The sequence below is a fragment of the Acidicapsa borealis genome, from assembly GCF_059115245.1.
In genome coordinates, this window is record NZ_JCACNY010000001.1 from 3,313,658 (window position 1) to 3,338,036 (window position 24,379).

18 protein-coding genes are annotated in these 24,379 nt (G+C 60.0%); 9 read left to right on the forward strand and 9 right to left on the reverse strand.

Translation table 11 applies throughout. The annotated features are described in order from the left end of the window. The first annotated feature begins 73 nt into the window (after positions 1-73). From AC5S27_RS13585 to AC5S27_RS13595, 3 genes are all read left to right on the forward strand, one after another. A complete protein-coding gene (locus AC5S27_RS13585) occupies positions 74-676 on the forward strand; it encodes a sigma-70 family RNA polymerase sigma factor (protein WP_493935098.1) in 603 nt (200 codons plus the stop codon). 69 nt (positions 677-745) lie between these two features. Next, positions 746-3,490, forward strand: coding sequence for a protein kinase domain-containing protein (locus AC5S27_RS13590; protein WP_493935099.1), 2,745 nt, complete (start codon positions 746-748; stop codon positions 3,488-3,490). 67 nt (positions 3,491-3,557) lie between these two features. After that, on the forward strand, positions 3,558-6,716 hold the full coding sequence (locus tag AC5S27_RS13595) for a DUF2339 domain-containing protein (protein ID WP_493935100.1): 3,159 nt from the start codon (positions 3,558-3,560) through the stop codon (positions 6,714-6,716). Here AC5S27_RS13595 and AC5S27_RS13600 read toward each other — a convergent pair. Further along, positions 6,711-7,298: a nucleotidyltransferase family protein gene (locus AC5S27_RS13600; RefSeq protein ID WP_493935101.1), complete on the reverse strand. Its 588-nt coding sequence runs from the start codon at positions 7,296-7,298 to the stop codon at positions 6,711-6,713. The genes AC5S27_RS13595 and AC5S27_RS13600 overlap by 6 nt on opposite strands. Before the next feature lie 187 nt (positions 7,299-7,485). Between AC5S27_RS13600 and AC5S27_RS13605 the strand changes: the two genes are divergently transcribed. Beyond that, positions 7,486-8,901 (forward strand): APC family permease, encoded by a 1,416-nt coding sequence (locus AC5S27_RS13605; protein WP_493935102.1) that lies wholly within the window; start codon positions 7,486-7,488, stop codon positions 8,899-8,901. A gap of 5 nt (positions 8,902-8,906) precedes the next feature. Here the strand turns inward: AC5S27_RS13605 and AC5S27_RS13610 are convergent, their stop codons facing one another. Further along, positions 8,907-9,404, reverse strand: a complete 498-nt coding sequence (locus AC5S27_RS13610; protein WP_493935103.1) for a DUF2165 family protein — start codon at positions 9,402-9,404, stop codon at positions 8,907-8,909. Positions 9,405-9,519: 115 nt separating this feature from the next. Between AC5S27_RS13610 and AC5S27_RS13615 the strand changes: the two genes are divergently transcribed. The 4 genes from AC5S27_RS13615 (at position 9,520) to AC5S27_RS13630 (ending at position 15,647) form a co-directional block, all read left to right on the forward strand. After that, positions 9,520-9,999 (forward strand): RidA family protein, encoded by a 480-nt coding sequence (locus AC5S27_RS13615; protein ID WP_493935104.1) that lies wholly within the window; start codon positions 9,520-9,522, stop codon positions 9,997-9,999. Further along, positions 9,996-10,943, forward strand: coding sequence for an acetamidase/formamidase family protein (locus AC5S27_RS13620; protein ID WP_493935105.1), 948 nt, complete (start codon positions 9,996-9,998; stop codon positions 10,941-10,943). Before AC5S27_RS13615 ends, AC5S27_RS13620 begins: the two co-directional genes overlap by 4 nt. A 25-nt stretch (positions 10,944-10,968) precedes the next feature. After that, the gene (gene hpxZ / locus AC5S27_RS13625; RefSeq protein ID WP_493935106.1) at positions 10,969-11,370 is read left to right on the forward strand and encodes an oxalurate catabolism protein HpxZ; all 402 of its coding nucleotides are present in this window, start codon (positions 10,969-10,971) and stop codon (positions 11,368-11,370) included. 287 nt (positions 11,371-11,657) lie between these two features. Continuing rightward, entirely contained in the window at positions 11,658-15,647 is a 3,990-nt protein-coding gene (locus AC5S27_RS13630) for a carboxypeptidase-like regulatory domain-containing protein (protein WP_493935107.1), read from the forward strand. Between the two features lie 114 nt (positions 15,648-15,761). Here the strand turns inward: AC5S27_RS13630 and AC5S27_RS13635 are convergent, their stop codons facing one another. The 7 genes from AC5S27_RS13635 to AC5S27_RS13665 all read right to left on the reverse strand — a co-directional run bounded on the left by AC5S27_RS13635 (position 15,762) and on the right by AC5S27_RS13665 (position 22,801). After that, the gene (locus tag AC5S27_RS13635) at positions 15,762-16,574 is read right to left on the reverse strand and encodes a DUF3891 family protein (RefSeq protein ID WP_493935108.1); all 813 of its coding nucleotides are present in this window, start codon (positions 16,572-16,574) and stop codon (positions 15,762-15,764) included. Between the two features lie 106 nt (positions 16,575-16,680). Further along, complete coding sequence (locus AC5S27_RS13640; RefSeq protein WP_493935109.1) at positions 16,681-17,472, reverse strand: ABC transporter permease; 792 nt, start codon at positions 17,470-17,472, stop codon at positions 16,681-16,683. Then, positions 17,469-18,266 (reverse strand): ABC transporter ATP-binding protein, encoded by a 798-nt coding sequence (locus AC5S27_RS13645; RefSeq protein WP_493935110.1) that lies wholly within the window; start codon positions 18,264-18,266, stop codon positions 17,469-17,471. The genes AC5S27_RS13640 and AC5S27_RS13645 overlap by 4 nt, the downstream gene beginning before the upstream one ends. Next, entirely contained in the window at positions 18,260-20,035 is a 1,776-nt protein-coding gene (locus AC5S27_RS13650; RefSeq protein WP_493935111.1) for a CocE/NonD family hydrolase, read from the reverse strand. The genes AC5S27_RS13645 and AC5S27_RS13650 overlap by 7 nt, the downstream gene beginning before the upstream one ends. Then, positions 20,013-20,807 (reverse strand): creatininase family protein, encoded by a 795-nt coding sequence (locus AC5S27_RS13655; protein ID WP_493935112.1) that lies wholly within the window; start codon positions 20,805-20,807, stop codon positions 20,013-20,015. The genes AC5S27_RS13650 and AC5S27_RS13655 overlap by 23 nt, the downstream gene beginning before the upstream one ends. After that, positions 20,804-22,165, reverse strand: a complete 1,362-nt coding sequence (locus AC5S27_RS13660) for an FAD-binding oxidoreductase (RefSeq protein WP_493935113.1) — start codon at positions 22,163-22,165, stop codon at positions 20,804-20,806. Before AC5S27_RS13660 ends, AC5S27_RS13655 begins: the two co-directional genes overlap by 4 nt. A 57-nt stretch (positions 22,166-22,222) precedes the next feature. Next, entirely contained in the window at positions 22,223-22,801 is a 579-nt protein-coding gene (locus AC5S27_RS13665; protein ID WP_493935114.1) for a nucleoside deaminase, read from the reverse strand. Positions 22,802-23,042: 241 nt separating this feature from the next. Between AC5S27_RS13665 and AC5S27_RS13670 the strand changes: the two genes are divergently transcribed. Beyond that, positions 23,043-24,356: an amidase gene (locus tag AC5S27_RS13670; RefSeq protein WP_493935115.1), complete on the forward strand. Its 1,314-nt coding sequence runs from the start codon at positions 23,043-23,045 to the stop codon at positions 24,354-24,356. Positions 24,357-24,379: the final 23 nt, after the last annotated feature.

The following is a 24,379-nucleotide window of genomic DNA, read 5'->3' on the forward strand; positions in this document are numbered from 1 at the left end:
TGTGCCTCAACGTAGGAAATGATAGGCTTCGAGTGGCATCCATTGCATACTTTGAGCTTTGACGGAGTCGGGAGTGGCCCCAGGCAAGGGAGAGATCACCGTACTTCTGGGTAAATGGAAAGAGGGCGAACCGTCCGCCTTCGAGCAGCTCATGCCGCTCGTCTACCCTCACCTGCGCGAAGTTGCCGCCGCCTACGTCCGCCGCGAACGCAACCCGGACGTCCTGCAAGCCACCTCCCTCGTCAACGAGCTCTACCTCCGTCTGCTTAACCAGAAGCAGGCCGCCTGGGACGACCGCCGCCACTTCTACACCTTTGCCGCCAAGGTCATGCGCATGATCCTCATCGACCATGCCCGCGGCAACCAGGCCCAGATTCGCGGCGGAGGCCTGCAGCGCGTCCCATTGAACGAAGATCTCGCGTGGGTCAACATCGGCAGCCCCGAACTCCTCGATCTCAACCGCGCCCTCGAATCTCTTGCCGCCATTGACCCCTATAAAGTCCAGCTCGTCGAACTGCGCTTCTTCCTCGGCTGCACTTCCGAGGAAACGGCCTCACTCATGGGCGTCTCCAAAGCCACCGTTGACCGCGATCTCAAGTTCATCAAAAGCTGGCTCTTTCGCCGTCTTCACCCCAACGGCCTGCCCGAAACCGGCGAAGATGCCGGGCAATCGTGAGGCGTTTCGGCTCCATTTGACGCAGTCTCTCATAAGAATCCAAGGGCCACGGAAGGGGTCGCTGCAGGCATGAATCCATCGACCGAAAGCTTTCTGAGGATCGAAGCCATTTTTCACGAAATGCTCGACGCTCCGCCGGAAGCGCAAGCCGCGTTGCTCGCCAATCTCTGTGGCGACGATGCAGAAATGACCGCCGAAGTTCAAGCCCTTCTTCGCGCCAACGAATCAGTTGAGTTCGTCACCGCCTCACGCCGTCAGGAAACAGAAGACACTCCCAATCCCCTCCCCGACCGCCGCCGTATCGGCCCATACGAACTCGACAGCCTCCTCGGACGGGGCGGTATGGGTGCCGTCTATCTCGCTCACCGCGCTGACGGTCAATTCGAGCAGCAGGTCGCCATCAAGCTCATTGACCTGCCACTGGCCACTGACTTCTTCCGCGAACGCTTCCGCCAGGAACGCCAAATCCTCGCCGGACTTCATCATCCCTATATCGCCCGCTTGCTCGACGGCGGCGTCACCCCCGATGGCGACCTGTACCTCGCCATGGAATATGTCGATGGCGAGCCCATCAACCGCTACTGTGACCAGCAAGAGCTTTCCATCAACGACCGGATCAGCCTCTTCATCAAGGTCTGCGAAGCGGTCCAATTCGCCCACCAGAACCTCGTCGTCCACCGCGACCTCAAGCCTGACAACATCTTCGTTGCGGAAGACGGCACGCCGCGCCTGCTCGACTTCGGCACAGCCAAGCTTGTCTCCCCCTCGCACGAAAAGCTCGAAGGCGACATGACCCGCCAGGGTTTTCAGTCCTTTACTCCCCAGTACGCCAGCCCGGAACAGGTGCTGGGCAATCCCATCACCACCGCGTCAGACACGTATTCGCTCGGCGTCCTTCTTTATCGCTTGCTCACCGGCAATCTGCCCTACCAGCTGAAGGAGGGTAGCCTCACGGAAATGATGCGGGTCATCTGCCAGGATCCACCCCGCAAACCCGACAATCTCGACCCGGACCTTCAGGCAGTCCTCAACAAAGCGCTGCGCAAGGAACCCGCCGAACGCTACCGCACCGCCGAACAGCTCTCCGCAGACTTAAAAGACTACCTCGCTGGCCGCCCTGTCGCGGCTCGCAAAGGCACCTTCCGCTATCGCGCCGCCAAGTTCGCCCGCCGCAATCGCCTCGCCCTCGCTGCCGTCGCCCTCCTCGCTGGGATCCTCGTTATCGGCGTCGCCGGCATCCTCTGGCAGGCACGCATCGCCAACCAGCAGCGTCGCAAGGCCGAAGCCCGCTCCGCCGATCTCCGCCAGCTGAGCAATAGTCTCCTCTCCGAACTCGACGAAGCCATCAAGCAACTCCCCGGCTCCACCGGTGTGCAGAAGCTCCTCGTCACCCGCGTCCTCGAGCACCTCGATCGCATGGCCCAGGACGCCGAAGGCGACCGTCTGACCCAACTCGACCTCATCGACGCCTACTCCCGCCTCGGCAACATCCAGGGCAACGCCTACGATCAGAACCTCGGTGACCCCACCGGCGCACTCGTCAGCCTGGGCAAGGCTCTCGCCATCGCTCAGCCCCTCGTCGCCGCACACTCGAACGATCACGAAGCCATCCACGCCCTCGCCTTCGTCGAGCAATCCCGAAGCGAAATCCTCTTCCAGTCCGCCAAGACCCGCGAAGCCGTCGCCGCAATGCAGGAGGCAGTCAGGAATTTCGACCTCCTCATTGCCGACCCGCACACACCCGTCGCTCTGCTCGGGGACGCTGCCAGCGCCTACGGAAGCCTCGGTGACGAGTTCGGCCAACCCGGCACACCCAGCCTTGGCGACCGTGGACAGGCGCTTACCGCCTACCGCAAAGCCATCGAGATCGACAATCGCGCCCTCAGCATTGACCCGGGCTTCGTCCGCCCGCAGCGCGGCCTCGCCATCATGCAGATCAAGATCGGCAGCGCCGTCATGGATGTAGACCCCGAGCAGGCCCTGAAGGAATTCAAGATCGGTCTCCAACGCACCGATGCTCTACCGGCAGCTCAGCAGAGCAGTTTCCCCACCATGCGCCTCCGCGCCGTCCTCCTCCGCAAGGAAGCCAACGCTCTCAGCGAATTAGGACGCTACAGCGAGGCCAATCCCATCTACACCGAAGACACGAAGATCTACCAGAAATTCGCCGACCAGGATCACGACGACCTCCGCGCTCTGTTCGACGTCGCCACCATCCTCGACGACGCCGAACAGAGCTACGAAAACGCCGCCGACCCCGAACTCCACACCTCAGGAACTCTCTCCGCAGCCGATCGTCGCAAGAACCTCGAAACCGCACGTACGCTCCTCGCCCAGATGATCGCCGATATGGAAGAGCTGCTCAAACACGACCCCTCGAATGAGAACTGGCAGGCGAATCTGGCTAACGCACAATGGCGGATGTCCACTCTGCAGCAAGCACTGCACTCACCGGGAGATGCACTTGCAATCGGCCAAAAGGGCATTGCAATGCTCAAGAAAGTGGCGAAAGTCGACCAGGCTCCGCCACAGATCCTCGATCAGGCCGCCATCGCCCTCATCACGGTGGAACCCGCCAGCCTGCGCGATCCGCAGCTGGCCGTGCAATTCGCCGAGCGGGAAGTGGCGCAAAGTCAACCGAAGACCCCATCTCGCCTCTTCACTCTCGCCCAAACCTACGCCGCCGCCGGGCAGAGAGCTAAAGCCCATGCGACTACCGCCGAGGCACTCGCACTGCTGCCTCCATGGCAACCCGGCACAGTCAAGCCCCGCATCCGCAAGCAGCTCGAAGAAGAGCTCGCAGCCACTCGCTGACTTCCGTAACGGGAACTTCCCATGTAGATCGGGCCGGCGACCGTGACATACTGATTGCACTCCGGCCATGGGATTCTTAACCGTCGTTCTGTTCATCGTCGCGGCTCTGCTCATCGGGCATCTCTTCAGTCGCATCCGAGAGCTAAAGTCGTCGATCACCGAGCTTCAGAGGATATTCCTCGAACGAATTCAAAGGCTGGAAGCCAACGCCGCCCTACAGAATCAAGCGATAGCCCAACTCCGCGAAGCGCCAGCCACCCAGCCACCTGCAGCCCCATCGGTAGCGCAGCCCGAGCCAATACAGGCACCCATCCCCCAGCCTGTCCATGAACCCGTCCCCGAACCCGTCACCGAGCCAGCACCAGTCTTGCAATCTGCGCCGCCGATTCCAATGGTCGCAACCGTCGCCGTAGCTGAGCCGGCCGTGGTCCCTGCCGTGGTCCCTGCCGTGGTCCCTGCCGCCGTCTCTGACCCGATTCAGGCTACGACCCATACGCCTCCGCCTGCAGCCAAAGCAGTCGTCCATGCGCCAGGACCGTCGGCGCACGTACCACCTCCGCGCCCGGCCACACCCAAGCCGACCCCATCCCTCGAAGAGCGCCTAGGCACCAACTGGATCGGTAAACTCGGCATCGCCAGCCTCGTCATCGGCCTTGCTTTCCTTCTCGCAACCCACCTCGGCAGCATGGGCCCCGGCGGCAAAGTCCTGACTGGCATCACCATTAGCCTCGGCCTGCTCGGCGGCGGCTTGTGGCTCGAACGCAAGCAGCCCTATCGCATCTTCGCCCGCCTGGGCATCGGCGGCGGATGGGCTCTGCTCTTCTTTACCACCTACGCCATGCATCATGTCGATGCCGCCCACATCCTCGACTCCCTCATCACGGATTTGATCCTGATGCTGGTCGTAGCTGCGGGCATGGTCCTGCATTCACTCCGCTACAAATCCCAAACCGTGACCGGTCTGGCATTCCTCCTCGGCTACGCAACTCTCGCCACCAGCCATTTCGAATCCGCCAGCGGCACCATCGCTTTTAGCCTTCTCGCCTCTGCCGTGCTCGCCATCGGCCTCGTCATCGTCACCACCCGCCGCCATTGGGCCTGGCTCGAACTCACCGGCCTGATCGCCGTCTACGTGAACCACTTCCTGTGGCTTTCACTCATCCTCCCTGCCACGCGCAACGGCAATTCCTTCCCGCTCTTCCTGCCCTCCGCCGCACTCATCATCTTCTACTGGGTTCTCTTCCGCGCTGCCTACCTGCTCCGCCAGCCACTCGACGCCGAAGAAGATCGCATCTCCAGCCTCTCCGCCATCCTCAACGCCGGCGGTCTGCTCGGCCTGCTCAAATATCAATCCACCCGCCCTGAATGGGCCTTCCGCGCCCTGCTCGTCCTCGGCAGCATCGAAGTCCTGCTCGCCTTCTGGTCCCGCCCGCGCCGCCGATCAGCATTCATCGTCCTCACCACCATCGGCACCGTCCTGCTGGTGGCCGCCGTCCCCTTCCAGTTCCACGGAGTAAGCTGGCCCATCCTCTGGCTCGTCGAAGCCCACGTCCTCGCCCTCTGCGGCATCCGCCTCGGCGAACCCGTCTTCCGCCGCCTCGGCCTGATCGCCGGTATCGGCTCTGCCTTAGTCCTGCTCTTCCACGACATCCTCCCGCTGGCAGAGTTCCGCCTTTCCTACCCCGACACCAGTCACCATCTCTCACTGTCTGTTGCTCTGGCGCTTGCCGCAGCTCTCTTCTGGATCCACGGCGAACTCTACCCCCGCCGCTGGCCCACGATAGCCACCACGCTGAAAGAAACGGAAGCTCTCGAAATCGAAGCCATCGGCTTCAAACTGATCAGCTGGCTAGGCCTCGCCTCTGCCACTGCAGCACTCTGGGTAGTCCTGCCCACCCCATGGATACCCGTCGGCTATCTCGCGCTCGTCTTCCTGCTAGGCCTCGTCGCCGATTGGCGCTCCATCGTGTCCCTCGCCCTGCAGGCCGACCTTCTGGCAGCAATCGCCGTCCCCGCCCTCATCGTCTGGGACTTCGCCGTATGGGATTCCTCAACAACCACAATCGAAAGAATTCCATCCGCAATAGCCATCGCCCTCTTCTATGCAGCCATGCGCCGCCGCACCAAGCCCGCCGATTTCCCTGCGTACATCGCGCCAGCGTATTCATGGATCGCCACGCTTTTGCTCCTCTACTGGATCGAAGAAGTCGTCCCCGACCCTTGGCACATTCTCTGCTGGACTGGCATCTCGCTAGCTCTCTTTGAGCTGGGCCGCAGCTTGGGCAAGCGCTATCTGCGCTGGCAAGGCATCGCCTCTGCCATCGCAGCCGTCGGCGCACTGCAGTTGCTTTGCATCGGGCAACTCTCCAAGAACCAGATCGTTCACGGCTGGTTACAGGTCCCATGGCCGCAACCGCTGTCATTCCTCTGTGTAGTGGTAATGGCTTACTGGCTACAGGAACGCACAACGGCCCGCGCTACAACATCCGGCCAATTCGAACGTTTCATAGGTTACATACTAGGGGCAGCCGGAACGCTCTCGCTTGTACTCTGGCTCCCCCTCATCCTTCCTTCCTGGGGTGCAACGGAAGCCGAGCCCATCCTATGGGCGACCCTCGCCACTTTTTTGTTGGCCGTCGCGCTACTGACCAAACGCGGCGTCTTCCAGATTCACGGCACACTCGTCACACTGTTCCCGTCCCTCTACAGCCTGTACATCGCAACGGGCGGCGTCTCGCAATCAGGCGCTCTCCCATGGTGGCAAACCAACCTGGCCCGTATGGCAATCACCTCTGCCATCCTGTTAAGCGGCTTAGCCTTCGCATACCCGCTGCGCCGCCTCAACTCCAAGGATCACCCCGCAACCGATAACCCCTGGTCCGCCAGCAGCGTCTTCCTGCTTCACCCAGAGCAATGGTTCTTCTTCGTTCCCTTCGCCATCATGATCGTCACGCTGGCCTCCGAACTCCGCTCCGGCAACATCACCCTCGGCTGGAGCCTCCTCGGCCTTGGCAGCTTCATCTTCGCCCTCATCGTAGGCGAACGCAGCTTCCGTCTCGCCGGCCTCGCCCTGCTGCTGCTCAGCGTAGCCAAGATCCTGCTCATGGACGTCTGGACGCTTCCACCCACGGACCGCTACATCACTCTGATCGTCATGGGATGTGTCCTGCTGCTGGTCTCGTTCCTCTACACCCGCTTCCGCAGCATCTTCCAGAAATATCTATAACTTCCCTAGCCTAAGAGCTTCGACATCCGCAGGCGTATCCACATCCACCTCGCCGCCGTCGAACTCTACCGTCAGTAGAGAGTCCGAAGCTTCACGCAGAATCTTCCGGGCACCCGAATCCCCCTCGAGCGACAGCAAGGCCGGAAACCATCCGGCAGGAAATACCGCCGGAATCCCCACCATCCCCGCATACTCGGAAGCCACAATCACCGCGCCATTCTGCCGTTCAAACTCCTCGATCATCCGGCGCAGATATCCCGCCGAAAGCCGAGGCTGATCACAAACCAGCAGCATCACCGCATCCGCTCCCGGACCTGCCGCCTGAACCCCGGCATGAATGGACGTCGCAAGCCCCGACTCCCAATCCGGATTCACGACAACGGAAACGCTCGATAGATCAACTGCCGCTTCAATTCGCTCAGCATTCGCCCCCAGCACCACAAGCACTTCGTCAACACCCGCCTCACGCACAACACGCACCGTCCGCCCCAGCAGCGTCTCCCCATCCACCATCACCAGTTGCTTCGACTCACCCAACCGCCGGCTAGCCCCAGCAGCCAGCACAATCGCAGGTACTAACATCGAACCAGTCTATCCCCAGTAACAAAACATATTCCGCGTTCCAGCAGAACGTCGGCTATTCCCTATTCCCTATTCCCTATTCCCTTATCCCTTATCCCTGCTCCCTGTACTTCGCCTTTCCCCTTGACTCACCCCCGCCAAAGCCACAGACTAAAAATTCCAGACAGTTATTAGCCCAGGAGTGTGCGTGACCAAGACCAGCGCGACAGCAGAGGTGTATTCAGACAGCGAATCCTTATTGGACAAGGGCTACGGCCTCCACAAAGGCGTTCTCTCCCCCATGGAGACACTCGCCCAGTCCGTCTCCGCCATGGCGCCATCCTCGTCGCCGTCGCTGACCATTCCGCTCGTCGTCGGCCTTGCTGGCAACGGCACCTGGTTCGTCTACCTTCTTGCCACGCTCGCCGTCCTGCTCATCGGCTTTTGCGTCAGCCGATTCGCCAAAATGTCCGCCTCGCCCGGCTCGCTCTACTCCTACACTGCAGACACCCTCCGCCCCTCGCTCGGCGCCGTCGCCGCATGGGCCTTGCTTCTCGCCTACGTCGCCACCGGAGCCTCCGTCGCGGGCGGCGCCCTCTACTACGCCAACCTCCTCGTCGCCCAGTTCTTCCATTTCACTCCGCCCACACTCGTCACCCTACTCGCCGTCGCCATCCTCACCGGAGCGGTCGCCTACCGTGACGTCAAGCTCTCCGCCGAGCTCATGCTTTGGATCGAAGTCGTCTCCGTCGGGCTCATCGCTATCGTCCTCGTCCTGCTCCTGGCGCATCAGGGCTTCCACATCGACATCGCTCAGGTGAAGCTCAAAGGCGTACATTTCTCAAGCCTCGGTCCGGCACTCGTCTTCGCACTCTTCAGCTTCGTCGGCTTCGAAAGCGCCACCACCCTTGGCGAAGAAGCCCGCGAACCACTGAAGACCATCCCACGCGCCGTCATCCAGGTCGCCATTCTCGCCGGAATCTTCTTCATGCTCTGCGCCTACTCTGAAGTTCTCGGCTTTCAGGGTGAAAACGGAAAGCTCAGCGACTCGACCAGCCCGCTCCACGTTTTGGCCGGGAAAGTTGGCCTCTCGGTCCTCGGCACTGCCATCGACATCGGCGCGCTCGTCAGCATGATCGCCTGCACCCTCGCCTGCACCACCGCCGCAGCCCGCGTCATGCTGCGCATGGGCCACAGCGGCCTGCTCCCCGACACCTTCGGCCGCACCCACAAGAAATTCGGCACACCTACCGCCGGCGTCATCCTCTCCAGTGCCGCCGTCTTCGCAGCCACCGCGGCTCTTGCCCTCAACGGTATCGAAGGCTTCGACATGTATCTCTGGCTGGGCTCCATCTCCGTCTTCGGATTCCTGACCGCCTACGCGCTCGTCGCCGTCTCCCTGCCCTTCGCCCGTAAGGTCGTCGGCCAGCATTCGCATCTGGTGACAGCCGTCAGTTGGTTCACGGTGTTGGTGCTGCTGGGCGTCGGGATCGGCAGCGTCTACCCAATCCCTCCCGCACCGGCGCGCTGGTTTCCATACGTCTATCTGATCTATATGGCGCTAGGCATGGCATGGTTCGTCGTCCGCCGCAAAACTATCCATGAGCGCAGAAATCCAGCCTGAACGAACTAAGCCTGCCCCTCGCGCTCGGGCTGCACCATCAGCAGCATTACCACGCCAACCGTCACAAACATACGGAACGCAGCCTCCTGCCCGTTCCACGTCTTCGACTGCCACATCAAAAACCACTCCGCACCCACGGCCAGAAACGCCACCAGCCACATCAGCATGCTCAGCGTCAGCGCGATTACCGGCACCCGCTTCGCTGCCTCAAACTCCGCGGCAGGCGAACGCAGCTTACGCAGCAATCCCACAGCGCCCCACCAGCAAAGCACCATGGTCACAATCTCCCACCCGATGATCGAAAAGTAAAAAGCCTTGTGCACCCAAACCGCCGGGATTGCCCGCCACATTCCCTGATTCCCCGGAAACGTAGAATCCATCATCAGCACATGCCGCACAAACTGGTAATTCGAATCGAAGTCTGTCGTGTTGTTGAACACCACCAGCGTGTAAAACAAGGCCACGGCAGCCAGCAGCGCAATCTTCGCCGAACGAATCATCATGAAGTATCCCTTAACGTTGCAAAGTATGGCTCATCCTAGCCCGAAGCATCCAAATCCCCAAGCGAAATCCCAACCGTCAGCCCTTCCCGGCTACACCCTGCCCCGTGCTACATTCATGTCAATGACACGGGAAGAACAACTCAACGAACTCGGCCTCGCGCTGCCCAACCTGCCCGCGCCCGGCGGCAACTACGTGTCCGCCAAGCGCATCGGCAACCTTGTCTACCTCTCCGGCGTCATCTCCACCAACACCGCCGGAGTGATGACCGGCACCGTCGGCCTCGACCGCTCCGTGCAGGACGGCTACGCCGCAGCCCGCGCCTGCGCCCTCACCCAACTTGCTGTCCTCAAGCGCGAACTAGGCGACTTGGAATCCATCGCCGAAATCGTCTCCGTCAACGGTTATGTCAACGCCATCGCCGGCTTTGAAGACTCCCCAGCAGTCATCAACGGCGCCTCTGACCTGCTCGTCCAAATCCTCGGTGACGCCGGCCAGCATGTCCGAGCAGCCGTGGGCGTAAGCGCCCTGCCCAGAAACGCCATCGTAGAAATACAGATGACCGCCAGAGCTACCCCGCCGAGTATCGAAGCATGACCCAGCACACCCTGAGCGCCGAACCCACCCACTCCATCTGGAACCGCGAGCTCAAGCCGCGCCTCATCATCAACTCCGGCGATGAAGTCCTCTTCGAATGCGTGGACGCCAGCGGCGGCCAGGTCGTCCCGGGCATGACCGCCGAAGAATTTCAGTCCGTCGACCGCACCCGCATCCACGCCCTCACCGGACCCGTCTTCATCGACGGCGCCGAGCCCGGCGACGTCCTCCAGGTCGACGTCCTATCCACCCAGCACCGCGGCTGGGGATGGTCCAGCGTCATCGAAGGACTCGGCTTCCTGAAAGACCGCTTCCGCGATCCCTACCTCTTCCATTGGCACCTCGACGGAAATGAAACCCGCTCCCTCGGACCCGCCGTCGTACCCGTTCGACCGTTTCTGGGCGTCATGGGCGTGGCGCGAGCCGAGGATGGTTCCTTCCGCACCCGCGCGCCCGGCAGCTTCGGCGGTAACCTCGACGTCCGCGAACTCTGCGCCGGCTCCAAGCTCTACCTTCCCGTTTACAACCACGGCGCGCTCTTCAGTTGCGGAGACGGCCACGCCGCCCAAGGCGATGGCGAAGTCTGCATCAACGGCATCGAGTGCCCTCTCGACGTCACCCTCCGGTTCCATCTGCATAAGAACCAGCCGCTCTCCGGCCCCATCGTCGAAGCCAGCGAGGCCGTCACCACCGACTCCAGCGCCAATGCCTGGGTCGTCGTCGAGTCCGGCGAAGACATCGCCTCCGCCGCCCGCGCCGCCACCAGCCGCATGGTGGACCTGCTCGTAAGCCGCTGGGCCTTCACCGAAGTCCATGCCTACATCCTCTGCAGCGTTGCCCTCAAATTGCGTTTAAGCCAGGTCGTCAACGAGCCCGTCTTCACCGTCAGCGGCGCCATCAGCAAACAGATCCTCCCTGACCGGGAACTCTTTCCCACGTCATAGCCAGCAAGAAACCAGGACTGTCCGCATGCCAATCGCCTCCGAGCAAGTGAACATCCCCGAAGTCGTCTCAGAGCTGGCTGCCCTTTACCCGAGCTACGAAAAAGCCCTCGTCGAGAACGACGTCGACACCCTGGTCGCGATGTTCTGGGCTTCGCCCGAAGTCATGCGTTTCGGCGTCACAGAAAATCTATACGGCCACGACGAGCTGGAGGCCTTCCGCAAGTCCCGCCCCTCCGCCGGCCTAGCCCGCACCGTCAAGCGCCTCGAAATCGTCAGCTTCGGTCACGACTTCGGCAGCATCACCCTGGAATTCGAACGGGACACTCCAAAAGGCACAGTCCGCGGCCGCCAAAGTCAGGTCTGGGTCCGCTTTCCACAGGGCTGGCGCATCGTTTCCGCCCATGTGTCGCTGCTACCCATGAACTAGGACCAGGCAACCGGATTGGTTTAACTTATTTGGCGGATAAACCTTTGTAATTGCTGATCATACCGCGCTTCCGCCCACCGTAAATTTTCGTTGATTTCATCCACGCGTGGGGTATTGTAGTGGTAACCCCGAGATTTCCGACAAGCGGTTCAACCGCCCGAAATTACCCGTTTACGTTTATCCATTCACTTTTTGGCCCTGCCGGAACAGGTAGGCCGTTGCACCACCCTAAGGACTTGAGCTGCATTCAAGGCCCTGGGATATCTCTACTTTGCGAGGCTTCACACTTGAAATCATCTGTCTGTAAGTACGTTCTGTCGTTGTCCCGGCTGCTGATGTTGGTTGCAGTCGCAGCGCTGTGTGTTTCTCCCCTGCTGGCACAGCAAACTCTCGGCGGAGTCACCGGCGAGGTCGCAGACAGCACCGGCGGAGTCATTCCAAACGCCACCGTCACTATCCTCAGCGAGCAGACAGGCCTCACGCGCGTCGTAAAGTCCAACGGTACCGGCCAATACCTCTTCACCAACCTTCCCATCGGCACCTACACCATCAAGTACGAAGCGGAGGGGTTCGAGACCCAGACCACACCGCACATCAACGTTCAAGGTGACCGCACCGCCACCCTCAACGCCTCCCTGAAAGCCGGCGCCACCACCACCACGGTCGAAGTCACCGGATCTCCGCTGCTGAACGCCGTCGACACCACCAACGGTTACATCCTGGACAAGGCGCAGATCGAAACGATTCCCCTGCCCACCGGCAGCTTTACCGGCGTCGCCATCCTGTCGACCGGCGTCAATGCAGAACTCCCCGGCGGAACCGGCGCACTTTCAGGCCTGGGCAACCAGCCCATCTGGGCCAACGGTCAGCGCGACACCTCAAACAGCTTTTCCTTGAACGGCGTCGATGCCACCAACCTCTTCAATGGCAAGTCAACCAGCCAGGTAGGCTCGGCTCGCGTCATCAACTCGACCGGCGCCTCCACCAGCTCCGGAGCCGGTGGCGTGATCCACTCCGAAGCTTCGATTTACCTCTCCATCGGCAACGCTATCCCAACCCCGGCTCCTGAGACCATTCAAGAGGTCCGCGTCAACACCTCCATGTATGACGCCAGCCAGGGTTCTACGTCCGGTGCGCACATTGACCTCGCCACCTCAAGCGGCACGAATAATCTCCACGGCACCGCCTACTACCTGCGCGGAACCGACTGGATCAACGCCGCGCCATTCTTCTTCAATCAGGATCCCGACGTTGTCCAGAAGGTGCCGCAGCTTCATCGCTACACGCTCGGCGGAGCTGCGGGCGCTCCCCTCATCAAGGACAAGCTCTTCATCTACCTCGCCTACCAGCATTTGCACGTCTCGGACCAGGAAATAGGCTCCTCCTTCCTCGATGTTCCCGTAGGACTCAGCGATGACCGGTCTGCCTCGACGCTGGCCTCGCTCACCAATACCAACTTCGGCACCGGCCTCAACAATGCCAACATCGACCGAACAGCACTGGCTCTCTTCAACGCTCCGTCCGTTGCCGGCGAACCCGGCAAGTGGCTCATTCCGAACGATCAGTTTGGCTGGCCAACCGCATCCCACACCACCAATGCCTTCATCCCCGGCACGGGACGCTTCACCGCTGATCAGGCCGTCGCGAACCTCGACTACAACGTCAACGCCAAGGACTCACTCGCCCTCAAGTACTACTATCAGCACGACCCAACGGTCTCGCCCTTCGCCTACTCCAGCGTGCCCGGCTTTACCGAGCACCTTGATGCCGGCGCTCAGGTCGCTTCCATCATCAATAGCTACCTGATCAAGTCCAATCTCAGCACCACCGAGACGATTGGCATCATGCGCGAGAAAATCTGGGGCGATAACCAGCAGCCTTTCGGTCCTTCTTCCATCCCGGGTGGCGCCGCCGGTAACGGATCCATCAACGTCTTCGGGTCCAACTACTTCCCCGGAGTTTCGGTCTACAACGTTTACGGCTATAACCCCAATGGCAACTACACTCCGACCGGCATCCTGAACATCGGCCCCAACGCCGAAGGCCAGGCTCCCAACACGGGCGTATTCCAGAACCGCATTGCACCCTCAGCAAACGCAATCTGGACCCTGGGCCGCCACACCGTCAGCTTCGGTGGCGCCTACAGCTACACCCAGCTCAACACCATAGACAAGCGGACCGGCACCGGCACAGTGGCCACCGATGACTTCAGCCAGATGATTCAGGGCTATGTCACCCCCGGCAGCTCCTCCACCGGCTTCTATGTCAGCTCCTTCCTCCAGGGCAACGCAAGCCGCTACTACCGATCCAACCAGGTCGGCATGTACGTTCAGGACAAGTACCAGATCAGTCCCCGGCTTTCGCTCACCGCAGGCGTCCGTTATGACTGGAACGGCGGCCTTACGGAGAAGTATGGCCGGCTCTTCAACTTTGAAGGGAATTCCGATCCCAGCACCTGCAGCACCACTGACCCCAACGCCTATTGCTACGACCAGGGCACCGACACGATCGTAAACCCCGGCCTCATCATCGCAGGCAACAACGCCAACGGCACCAAGGGAGTGAGCAACACCACCCTGACAGGCCGTCAATGGGGAATCGCTCCCCGCATTGGCGCCGCCTGGCAGCCGGCCATCTTCCATGACAAGTTGGTCGTCCGCTCTGGCTTCGGCATCTACTACGACCGCGGCGAACTCTTCAGCTATTTCTCGCCTGGATACGCGATCGGTACCGTCACAGGCGGTCCTTTCGGCGTGAACCAGCAGCTGCCGTTCGTGAACGCTTCAAGCTGCCCTTCGGCAACTCAGTCTTTCTATGAGGGCTACATCGTCACCTGCGGCGGACAGGGCGGAGCCGCCCCGACCGCAGAAACCGGCAACCTGGAAAATCCTTACGGCACTACGCTTCTTCCTCCTCCGACCAGCCCCAAGGCTTCTGATCTGGCCAAGTATCTTCCCAACGCCTACAGCATCATCAACCAGGGCTCGGGCGCGTCTAACGTCATCAACAACGGCCAGCCCATCTCGCTCGGTGTCTACGATCGCAAGAACACACTTCCCTACACCTTCAACTACACGCTCGACCTGCAGTGGCAGCCTCGAAACGACATTGCAATCGAGCTCGGCTATGTCGGTAATCTCGGCCGTCATCAGGTCATCCCCGTGCCCCTCAACCAGGCCAACATCGTCTCACCGACGAACCCGGCCCTGGCCAAAGGACCCTACGCGCAGAAGTACAGCTACGGCTACACCGTTGGCGGGGCCACCCTGGACGACGGCTCTCCGTACCTCTATAACTACGAAGGCGGCAACGTCGACCTGCGCGTTCCATACATCGGCTACGCGGCTGAGTCCATCGGCTACAAGGCCGCTGGCGTCGATGCCTACAACGCTCTTCAGGCACACATTGAAAAGCGCATGAGCAAGAACTTCCGCATCGCTGCCTCCTACACCTACTCGCACACCCTTGACGAACAGAGCGGTCTGGGCCTCTTCTACAACGGCAACAACGCCCTCAATCTCCGCAGCGGCTACGGTTCTGCTGACTTCGACCGCACCCACGTCATCAACTTCAACTACGTCTTCCAGGTGCCGGATCTGGCCAACAAGCACACCCTGGCGGGCAAAGTCGTTGACGGCTGGTCGCTCATCGGCCTCACCGTCCTGCAGAGCGGTCAGCCCTACAGCGTCATCGACTTCACCGGCGCAGTAGGTTCTATCTACTACTCCACCGCCAACGGCATCACCAACCCGATCGTCCCGCTCGCCTCCGGCTGCACCGCCAAATCCGCTAAGACAGGCGCTTCCGGAGCGTTCACGCTCGGCACAGGCAAACCGGCACTCGACCCCGCCTGCTTCACCCTGCCCCTGCTTCCCGCAGGCGGATTGGGTGGCGCCATTCCCAGCTCCGATACCTTCGAGAGCGGATTCACTACCGGTCAGCGCAATATCTTCCGTCAGTCGTTCCAAAAGCGCGCCGATGCTTCGCTCGTCAAATCGCTCAACTTCAAGGATCGCTACGACCTCAAGTTCACCTTTGACGTCTTCAACCTAACCAACACCACCAGCTTCGATGTGCCTGGCAACGAAGTCTCACAGAACCAGGACTACAACGCATTTCCCACCGCCGGTACCCCCGTCCTGCCCGGCACCTGCGACGCCCAGGGCAACGGAACCGTCTCAGGGAGCTTCTACAATTGCCCCGCTGGTCTGGGCATCGTAACCCACACCATTGGCAGCCCGCGTCAGGTCCAGATGTCTTTGCACCTGACCTTCTGAGGCTGTCTCCAACTCCAAAAATTGAAGGGCGTCCCATCTGGGACGCCCTTCAATTCTTGCCTTGGCATGTCTGCTGTCATTCCGAAAAGAATTTGCCGTTGCTTTACCCGCGCCTCACTGAGAAAACCTTACCGTTAGCGTCTCAACCGGTGCTACATGAAAAGCCTCATCCAGCTGCGAGGATAAGGCAAATGTCTTCCCTTCGACATGCCGCGCGGGAAAATCAAAGCTAACCTCGGGCTCGGCGAAAGGCCACGGCTCCAGCCGGAAATGCCTCGACCCAATCGACTCCACCTGAATCTCCGCAGTCCCTCCATCATGCAACGGCAACGGATGCAATAGATCCGCAGGCAATCCAAAATCCACACAAGTCAAAAGCGAAAGATTGTCACACGCTTGCAACAGCCGGAAATGCTCCTCAATCGTCTCGCGATCCTTTTCCGAATCACTTAACAACCCATCGGCCCGGATCGCATCCAGCATCTCCCCCTGCTTCGACCTCTGCTTCTCCAGAAACTCATCCAACAGGGGTAGTTGCTCCGAAGCAATCGTCGAACGATCCGCATGCGCCGTCAGCAAATTGTAGGTATGCAAAGCAATCAACAACCCGGCATACGGATCCTTCTCAGCGATGATCCGCACCGCCCGCTCCCGCACGGCGAGATAGTCTGCCAGATCAATCTCCTCAAACGCTGAATACTTCCCCACCAGCTCCGTAGAAAAAGCCGAAGGTTTCCCCGCCTTAGTAATGCTAGGATGCGCATCCCGAGCCGCCCATCCATCATCATGCGAAGCAATCCCGAACAACACCCTATCCCGCGGCTCCGGCCTGCGAAATAGTTCATTCCCCCAAGCAGCAGCAAAGGCCCCAGCCAGCCGCGCATGATCCGGATGCGTAATCAACCACCACCCATTGTCAGATTCCATCCGAAGCATTCAAATCTCCCGCATACAAACGGCTCATTATCGCTATACAACCATATTCCAAGTACGAGCGCGAATTCCCTATTCCCTATTCCCTGTTCCCTATCCTCTATTCCCTCGCACCCGACCTACTCGACTCATGCCAGTTATGCAGAAAGTACCACTCCAAAAACATCCCGATAAAGAAGAACAGAAACCCCAGCACAGTAGCCGCAAACACCAGCGCAAACAGATAGTCCGTCTCAAGTTGAGAGATAGCATAAGTAATCGAATACCCCAGCCCACCCTCACCGACCCGGCTCGACCCGGCAAACAACTCCCCAATAATTGCGCCAATGACAGCAATCCCCGCCGAAATCCGGATCCCCACAAACAAGCTGGGCATCGCGTTCGGCAGCCGCAGCTTGAACAATACCTGCGCCGCGGTAGCCTTGTTCATCAGGAAGAGATCAATCATGTTCGCATCCACACTGATCAACCCTTGCGTTGTATTCGCGATGATCGGCGCCAGACAAACGATGAACGCAATAATCGCGACCGGATAAATCCCCGTACCCGCCCACATGATGATCAGCGGAGCCACAGCAACGATCGGCACCGTCTGCAGCAGAATCGTATACGGAAACAGCAGTTGCCGCAGCCAACGCCACTGCGCAAACACCAGCGCAACCGCCACGCCAACCACAATGCTTGCACTCAACCCCAGCGCCGCTGCCTCGCTCGTCAACAGCAGCGAATGCGACAACGCCGGAAACTTCGCACCAACTGCCTTAGCCACCACCAGCGGCCCCGGCAGAATGTAAAACGGAATCTTCAGCAGCAGCACTGCAAAGTGCCAGACCGCGAGCAGGCAAACCAGCACAATCAAGCTATTCATCGCAAAGACAAGATGCCGCTTCAAACCGCACCTCCCTGCGTAACCACAGTCTCAGCCTGTACCCCACGCAGCAGCCGCGAAATCCGAGCCACCTCTTCTTCATACGCCACCGTCAGCCGCGTCTCCGCCGTCCGCGGCCACGGCAAATCCACCGGCACAACATGCGCTACCCGCCCCGGGTGCGGAGCCAGCACCACAATCCGCGTCGATAGAAACACTGCTTCCGCCACCGAATGCGTCACAAACAAGACTGTCCACTGATGCTCAAGATAGAGTCGCAGCAACTCCTCGTTCAACCTGTCCCGGCTCATTTCATCGAGCGCCGCAAAAGGCTCATCCATCAGCAGTATCCGCGGTCTGCTCACCAGTGCCCGCGCAATCGAAACCCGCATCTTCATCCCACCCGAAAGCTGCCGTGGATACCTGTCGGCCACATGCGTCAGCCCCACCAGCTCCAGCATTTTCTCAACCTTCTCGCGCCGCCCCGCCCGCGCCGCGTGCTCAAGCTCCGGCCCCAGCCCCACGTTCTGCTCCACTGTCCGCCAGGGCAGCAGCGTCGCATCCTGAAAGATAAAACTCATCAACTCACGAGCATTCGCAGGAGTCATCCCATTCACTGCGACCGAGCCCGATGTGGCTGAAGTAAGCCCAGAAACCAGCCGGAGCAGCGTAGACTTCCCGCAACCAGAAGGCCCCAGGAGCGAAACGAACTCACCCTTATCCACCCGCAGCGAAACATTGCGCAAGGCCAGCGCACCGGAGCGAAACTGCTTGCTGACACCATTCAGCATCACCTCAGCAACACCAGCACTCACCATGCACACGCTCCTCGCACCGGGAGATGAAACGCCGAAGGATACGCAGCCGTATGCAGCACCTGCTGCGTCGAACGTCCCCAACTCCAGTTATCCGCCTCCTGCGGTAGCACTGTAGTCGAAGGATTCCTGTCATACAGCGGAAACGCCGAACTCGCAATCTCCAGCCGGACACGCTCACCAGCAGCTAGCACCACCGAAGTAGGTTCCAAAGTTAACTCCCACTTCTGGACAGCGTCGGCGGTATGCGGCTCATCCCGAAATAGCCAGGAAGATCTCGCGACTCCAATCGAAATAAACTCAGCCCGCCCCGTCGCAGTCACCCGCACCAGCTTCGCCGTGAAGTCCGCATACGCAGCAGAAGTAGCCGCATACAACGTCACGCGAGGCTGCCCAAAGATATGCACCCGCTCGCTAACAGGCCGAGTCGTATACACCAGCAGGTTATTCCCCATCTCGAGCACAGCCTGATCCGCAGGGCCGCTCATCGCCAGCGGCCCACCCGGCGCCATCACCGGCACTTCAGGGTCGTAGTTGAAGACATCCCTCGGCTCATCCTTAGCAGGCTTATCCTCGCTCAACCACCCATCACCCTTACGCGAATTTGCATTGCCCTTGCTGTGCAGATACAAGCTCAACGGAGAATCCGAAGGCCACTCCTGCGCCGCATGCCACGCATTTTCCCCCAGCGCAAAATGCCGCACTCGAGGCTCTTCGGCAAACTCCCCGGAATCCTTCAACCAGTGGTTAAACCACCGCAGCAGAAGCTCATCCGTATTGAAGTTCGCAGCCTCACCCAGGTTCGCATCCCCCGCGCGATCACCCCATGGAATATGCACCCACGGCCCCGCCAGCAGATACTGATTCTCCCGCGCAAACTCCGTTCCAGCGCCTTCGCGCAGCGCCACATACCCCGCCACCGATCCAGCCAGATACGTGTCATACCAACCCGAAATATGCAGTGCCGGAACCTCGATCTGGTCATACCGAGCACTAATGTCCAGCTCACTCCAGAACTCGCCATAGTGTCGATGCACCATCCAGTCTCGCGCATAGCCAGGCAGCCCAGGATCAGCAATCGCCGGATGCGCCCCATACGGCACAAAGCCCGCCTGAGCACGAATATTCGCCCACGCCGCCTCAAGCTTTGCATTGGCCTCACGCAAACCTAGCCGCCGCGCATCCTCGCGCAGCATCTGCACACCCCACCCCAGCGAAGAAGCAAGCCGCAGCGCACCCTGGTGATAAAACCAGCCGTGGTATAAGTCAGCCGCCGTCATATGAGGAGCTATGCACACAAGTCCTTCAGGTTTCTCTACAGCCGCAAGCAACTGCGTCGACCCCTGGTACGAGAACCCATACATCCCAACGCGCCCGTTGCAGGCCCAGTGCTTCAGAAGCCACGCAATGGTCTCGGCACCATCCTTAGCCTCATGCCGGAACGCATAGAACTCGCCGCCAGAGTCCCCACGTCCGCGCACATCCTGAATCACGACATGGTACCCATACCGCGCAAACCACACCGGGTGCGCATACACCACCGTCGAAGCAATATCCCGCCCGTAAGGCTGCCGCATCAGCAACGTCGGCCAAGGCCCATCTCCATGCACAGTAGCCGAAGGATAGTAGTGATCCGAAACCAGCCCCACCCCATCCGAAAGCAAACAGCGCACGCCGCGCTCCAGCCGCACCCCATTCCCGCAGTCGACGTAGGCATCCGGCAATGCAGGCTCTCCTTCCGGCATCGTGTCAGGCGTCGTGCCGAGGCACAAAGTGATACATCTCCATCAGCACCGCGGCAATCTTCCCCGCAGCCTCATTCACCCACTTCTCGCCATTCTCAGCAGACGCCAGCGCCGGATCACCCATCACCCCGCTCGGCGCAATATCCCGCGTCAGCCATGCAAAATTCGCCGAAGAGCCCTCCGGCCTCAACAGCCCCGGAGCATCGACGCGCGCAATGTAGTTCGAAGTGTACTGATCCGTCTTCACCAGCTCCGGCGTACCATGCAGCAGAAACGCAGTCTCGATCTCGCCCGCATGAAATCCATACGTCCGCTCCTGCAGACTTACAGACTCAAACTTCACACCCACCGACCCAAACAACGTAAACGTCCGCAACCCGAATTCAGCGCGCAGATCCCTCGCCATCACATCCACCAGCGAAGTGTTTCCGCCATGCGTGTTAAACAGCGTCAGCTTCTGAAATCCTCCAGCAGCCACACTAGCGCCAAGATCTCTCACCACCGCCATAAACGTAGAAGCCGAAACCGAGAGCGTCCCCGGAAACCCGATGTGTTCATTGCTCTTCCCATAGCAAACTGGCGGCAAAGCATAGATGTGCACGTCCTCCGCAATCAACTCCAACGCCTTGCCCAGCAGCAGATTGTTGATCAGCGTGTCGGTAGCCAAAGGCAGATGATGCCCATGCTGCTCGATCGCCGCCGTCGGCAACACTAGCAGCGTAGACTCGCGCGGCAATGCATCAATCTCTTTCCACGTCTTATAAGCAAAATTACGGCTGTCAGGTATCCACGTCTTCACTTCGCTTGCGCCTCCGGCTTGAAACTCATCATCTTTCCAGGATTCAGCAGCCCCCGCGGATCATACTTCCGCTTCGCCTCCAGCTGAATGTTATCTGTGCGAAACCGCCCGCCGTCCTCAAGATAATTCACATGCGGATTCGCAATGCCTACACCGATCTCGCGGCAATAAGCAATCAGCTCATTCAAACGCTCTTCCGTCGTGAAATACACCAGCGGAATCGCCGCCGGAAAGATCTCTCCCGCACCATTCTTGATGAACTCGAGATGAAAGAGAATCTCCTTGCCAAACTTCTCCCGCAACAGCGCAAACTGCTCCATACACTTCGACGCCGAAAACCCAGCCTGAATATACGTCCACTTAGGATCAGCCTTCATCGCCCAAAGCGTCGTATGGTTCCACGTGTAATCACTCAACAAAGGTTGCGTACGCGGCCCGGTATATGCGCCGCTGAAGGTCACCTCGCCGCCAGCAGCCAAAGCTGCCTCTTTCAGCGCGTCCAACTGATCCGAAGCCACCATCAGCATCAGCAGAGTGCAGTCCGCTTTCACCACCTGCTTCACCGGCGAAAAGAACGAAGGAATAGGCCACTCGAATACAGTCACCAGCCGCTTGCGAAACGCGGCATCTTCGGCGAACTTCTTCGCGAACAACGCACCATCCTCGAACGTACCGAAGGCCACCGTACACTGCGTCCACTCCACAGCAGGCGTGAGCGCAAACCATATCCGCGTCAGGATCCCGTTGGTACCCCAACAATGCAGAATCTCGTGGATCGCCGCGCCCTCATGCAGCACCACGCGCGGCTCCTCTTCCAACGTCACCACTTCAAAAGCCCGCACCGTATCGAAGTCCCGCAATCCACCGTGCGAAATCGAACCGATCCCACCAGACCCACCGCAAAGAAACCCGCCCACAGATGCCTTCGCCAAGGTCGATGGATACATCCGTAACTCCCACCCCTCCTTGCGCGCCTCCGTCTCCAGTGCACCCAGCCGCAACCCAGGCTGACAAACAGCGACACCGTCCGCGGTGATCTCTTCCAGCTTGTCCATCAACTGCAGATCCAGCACAATCCCACCCTGCAGCGGAATACACTGTCCATAGTTCCCTGTTCCCGCGCCGCGCACCGTCACCGGCACATCATGCGCCCGCGCATACCGCGCCACGGCCAGCACCTCATCGACGTTCACCGGCTGCACCACAACATCGCCATGCTTATCCTGCAACTGCCGCTTCAGCACCGGCGAATACCAATAAAAATCCTTCGAAAGCCGTTCAACCACAGCAGGCGTAGTAATCACCCGCGCTGCATCCCCAATCAAACTCATCAACCCGGCAGATAACTCTTCAACCATGGAACTCCCTCAAACCCTGCACTGCACTGTCGCAAATCTTAGCGATCGCAAACACTTTTACTGTCCGCTGTTCTCTGTTCTCTTCGAGGTTTTCTTCGTAGACCACGCCTCGAAAGCCCGCAGCATGTTCGGGTGAGTAAACAGAGCATAGCACTCATCGCGCAGTACCGGACCATCCACTACGCAGCGCATATCACTCCGCTGCATCACTTCCGTAGCAGCAATATGAATCTGGTTACAGTGCCTGCTCGCATCGTCGATCGTTGCGCCAAATACGACGCGATCCACCCGCGCCCAAAGCGCCGCGCTCATGCACATCGGACAAGGCTCGCAAGTCGTATACAGCGTGTATCCAGAAAGTGAAAGATTCTTGAGCCGCTTCGTAGCCAGCCGTATAGCCCGCACCTCAGCATGAGAACTGGGATCAAACTCGGGAGCCACTTTGTTGATAGCCCGCAGCAGCAGTTCGCCGGTCTTCGTATGCACAATCGAAGCCCCAAAGGGCACTGGCCGGTCCGTCCCCAGCGTACGCGCAGTAAAAGCCACAACATCCGCCATCCACGCCGCATCCGCGTCATCGCGCTTCTTCAACTTCCGATCCGCAGCAGCACTCGAACTCATACTCGAACGTAGCACGACGCCCCCAGCCCTCCGCTACGCAAAAATGCCAGCAACATTCACCGTATCCATTGTCCTTCAAATGAGTTGAAGCAATGCGAGTACCCCACGCAGGCGACCCCTTTGTTCTTGTGGCTAGAGTGTGAGCAGCAAATCTTCACTTGTTCCTGCTTTAGCCTTTCTAGTTGTAATTCCCGAAGGGAATCCGCTATTCCCTAATCCCTGATCCCTATTCCCTGCCTTTGTCTACAATGCCAACATGAGCCCCAGCTCCATCACTCAGCTCCGCCTGTCCATCAGCACCGCCGCAGACGCAGGCGAGCGCGCCTCCATTATTGAAGAAGCTGTCAGCGAAGCCCTCGCCAACAGCAATCAGAACCAGTCCCGCAACACCTACCTCTGGCAAAGCCCCGAGTGGACCCTCGGGGAACAGTCCCGAGTTCTCGCTAACCCCTCGCACGACGCCCTGCTCTACGGCATCCCAATCTCCGTTAAAGACTGCTTCGACCTCGCCGGTTCACCCACAAGCTGCGGCACGCATTACTACCGCGAACTCAACGGCATTTCCAGCCACGACTCATGGCTCGTCCACCGCCTCCGCCAACAGGGCGCCATCATTACCGGCAAGACCCACCTCCACCCCCTCGCCTACGGCATCACCGGCGAAAACCCCGACTTCGGCGACTGCCTCCAACCCGGCGACCCCACCTCGCTCACTGGAGGCTCCTCCTCGGGCGCAGCCGCCAGCATCCTCGAAGGCTCAGCTCTCGCCGCCATCGGCACAGACACAGGCGGCTCCATCCGCGTCCCAGCAGCACTCTGCGGCATCGCCGGCTACCGCTCCTCCCTCGGTATCGGAGACTGGCAGGGCGGCGCGCACCTCGCCCAATCTTTCGACACCATGGGCTGGCTCTTCCGCCATCTCGAAGACGCGCCGCTGCTCGCATCCACCTTTGGCATTCAGGTCTTCGGCAACATGCGCCTTCCCACCGCGTTCGCCGTCGTTCAAGATGACTTCCTCCACGACTGCGAACCAGCCGTTATCGAGAGCTACCGCCAATCCATCGAAGAACTCGAGGCCCTAGGCTTGACCGCAAATACCGTCGACGTCTCATGGTGGTCAGAGTCCCGCGAGATCTTCGCCCCCATACAGGCATCCGAAGCCGCGAAAATCCACGCCGGCCACTTCGCCCGTATCGAACCATCTATCCGCGAGCGCCTCGAATGGGGCAAGAGCTTATCAACCGGAGAAATTACCGCCCTGCGCCAGCGCCACAGCGAATTCAACCACCGCATGGACCTGCTGCTCACCAACCATCAGCTTCTCCTCATGCCCTGCGCCCCGGTAACGCGTCTTCCAGCCGGCGCTGATCACAGCCAGACCCGCACCCGCCTGCTCCGCTACACCACCCCCGTAAGCCTCGCCGGGATGCCCGCCGTCACGCTGCCCTATACAAACGGCGGCAAGCCCGCAGGCGGCATGCAACTGGTCGCCGCCCACGAAGACGATGCTCGCCTCCTCGCACTAGCCGCAAAAATCGGCCAGCACCGCAGAGCAGCCAACAAGCAGTAAGCGTTCCTAAGAACCGCCCATGT